General features: G+C 68.2%; 2 protein-coding genes and 1 pseudogene. All 3 read left to right on the top strand.

Annotated features, from left to right (window positions below; translation table 11 throughout):
- Positions 1 to 753, top strand: a 753-nt coding sequence (locus VXC91_RS44845) for a transketolase-like TK C-terminal-containing protein (protein ID WP_329513088.1), incomplete at its 5' end; no start/stop codon positions are given.
- 34 nt (positions 754 to 787) lie between these two features.
- Positions 788 to 1,906: a transaldolase gene (gene tal / locus VXC91_RS44840; protein WP_329513087.1), complete on the top strand. Its 1,119-nt coding sequence runs from the start codon at positions 788 to 790 to the stop codon at positions 1,904 to 1,906.
- Between the two features lie 4 nt (positions 1,907 to 1,910).
- Positions 1,911 to 2,141 (top strand): annotated as a pseudogene (locus VXC91_RS44835) (glucose-6-phosphate dehydrogenase); the annotation flags it as partial.

Below are 2,141 nucleotides of genomic sequence, written 5' to 3'. Positions count from 1 at the left end.
ACGCTGCACGGCAACACCCGCGTCTATGGCGGCACCTTCCTGGTGTTCTCCGACTACATGCGCAACGCGGTGCGTCTGTCGGCGCTGATGCACCTGCCGGTCACCTATGTGTGGACCCATGACTCCGTCGGTCTGGGCGAGGACGGGCCCACCCACCAGCCGGTCGAGCATTTGGCCTCGTTGCGTGCCATCCCGGGGCTGCACGTGGTCCGCCCGGCCGACGCGAACGAGACCGCCATCGCCTGGCGCGAGATCCTCAAGCGCTGGACCAAGGAGTTCGGCAAGGGTGCCCCGCACGGGCTCGCACTGACCCGCCAGGGTGTGCCGACCTATGAGCCCAACGAGGACACGGTCCGCGGTGGTTATGTGATGTTCGAGGCCGATGGTGGCGAGCCGCAGGTGATCCTGATCGCGACCGGCTCCGAGGTGCACATCGCCGTCGAGGCCCGCGAGCGGCTCCAGGCCGAGGGCGTCCCGACGCGAGTGGTGTCGATGCCGTGTGTGGAGTGGTTCGAGGAGCAGGACCAGGGGTACCGGGACAGCGTCCTGCCGCCGTCGGTCAGGGCGCGGGTCTCGGTCGAGGCCGGGATCGGCCTCACCTGGCACCGGTTCGTCGGGGACGCGGGCCGCATCGTTTCCCTGGAGCACTTCGGTGCTTCGGCCGACGGCAAGGTCCTTTTCCGCGAGTTCGGCTTCACTGCCGAGAACGTCGCATCCGCCGCCCGGGAATCGATCGCCGCAGCCCAGCGCTGACGCTGATATACGATACGTAGGAGATGCATTTTCCATGACAGACGCACTGAAGCGCCTCTCCGAAGAAGGCGTCGCGATCTGGCTGGACGACCTGTCGCGCAAGCGGATCACGTCCGGCAATCTCGCCGAACTGATCGACCAGCAGCACGTCGTGGGCGTCACCACCAACCCGACGATCTTCCAGAAGGCCATCTCGTCGGGCGACGGCTACGAGCAGCAGCTCGCCGACCTCGCCGCCCGCAAGGTCACCGTCGAAGAGGCGGTCCGCATGATCACCACGGCGGACGTCCGGGACGCCGCCGACATCCTGCGTCCGGTGTTCGACGCCACGCAGGGCCAGGACGGCCGGGTGTCGATCGAGGTCGACCCTCGTCTCGCGCACAACACCCGGGCCACCGTCGCCGAGGCCAAGCAGCTCGCCTGGCTGGTCGACCGCCCGAACACCCTCATCAAGATCCCGGCCACCGAGGCGGGTCTCCCGGCGATCGCCGAGACCATCGGCCACGGCATCAGCGTCAACGTCACGCTGATCTTCTCGCTGGAGCGCTACCGCGAGGTCATGGACGCCTACATGACCGGCCTGGAGAAGGCCAAGGAGCGCGGCCTGGACCTGTCCAGGATCCACTCGGTGGCGTCCTTCTTCGTGTCCCGCGTGGACACCGAGATCGACAAGCGGATCGACGCCCTCGGCACGTCCGAGGCCAAGGCGCTGCGCGGCAAGGCGGCGATCGCCAACGCACGCCTCGCCTACCAGGCGTACGAGGAGGTCTTCGGCAGCGACCGCTGGCTCGCCCTGGACAAGGCGGGGGCCAACAGGCAGCGCCCGCTGTGGGCCTCGACCGGCGTCAAGGACCCGGCCTACAAGGACACCATGTACGTGGTGGACCTGGTGGCGCCCAACACGGTGAACACCATGCCCGAGGCCACCCTGGTGGCCACCGAGGACCACGGCGAGATCCGCGGCAACGCCGTCGCCGGAACCTATGCGCAGGCGCGCGCCGATCTCGACGCGGTCGAGCGGCTCGGAATCTCGTACGACGACGTGGTCCGGCTCCTGGAGGACGAGGGCGTCGACAAGTTCGAGGCCTCCTGGAACGACCTGCTCAAGTCGACCGAGGCGGAACTCCAGCGCCTCGCCCCCTCGAAGGGGTGACATTTTGACATCCGTACACGGAGCGAATCCGCTTCGTGACGCCGCGGACCGACGGCTCCCGCGTATCGCGGGGCCGTCGGGCCTGGTCATCTTCGGCGTCACGGGCGATTTGTCCCGCAAGAAGCTGATGCCTGCCGTCTACGACCTGGCGAACCGCGGCCTGCTGCCGCCGGGCTTCTCGCTCGTCGGCTTCGCCCGCCGGGAGTGGCAGAACGAGGACTTCGCCAAGGAGGTC

Source organism: Streptomyces chiangmaiensis (assembly GCF_036281785.1).
In the GTDB taxonomy this organism is placed as follows: domain Bacteria; phylum Actinomycetota; class Actinomycetes; order Streptomycetales; family Streptomycetaceae; genus Streptomyces; species Streptomyces chiangmaiensis.
This window is presented reverse-complemented; position numbering and strand designations above follow the sequence as displayed.

Bases quoted from the DNA above. Each gene is read 5' to 3' on its own strand.
- tal (WP_329513087.1), top strand. From the start codon at position 788: ATGACAGACGCACTGAAGCGCCTCTCCGAAGAAGGCGTCGCGATCTGG.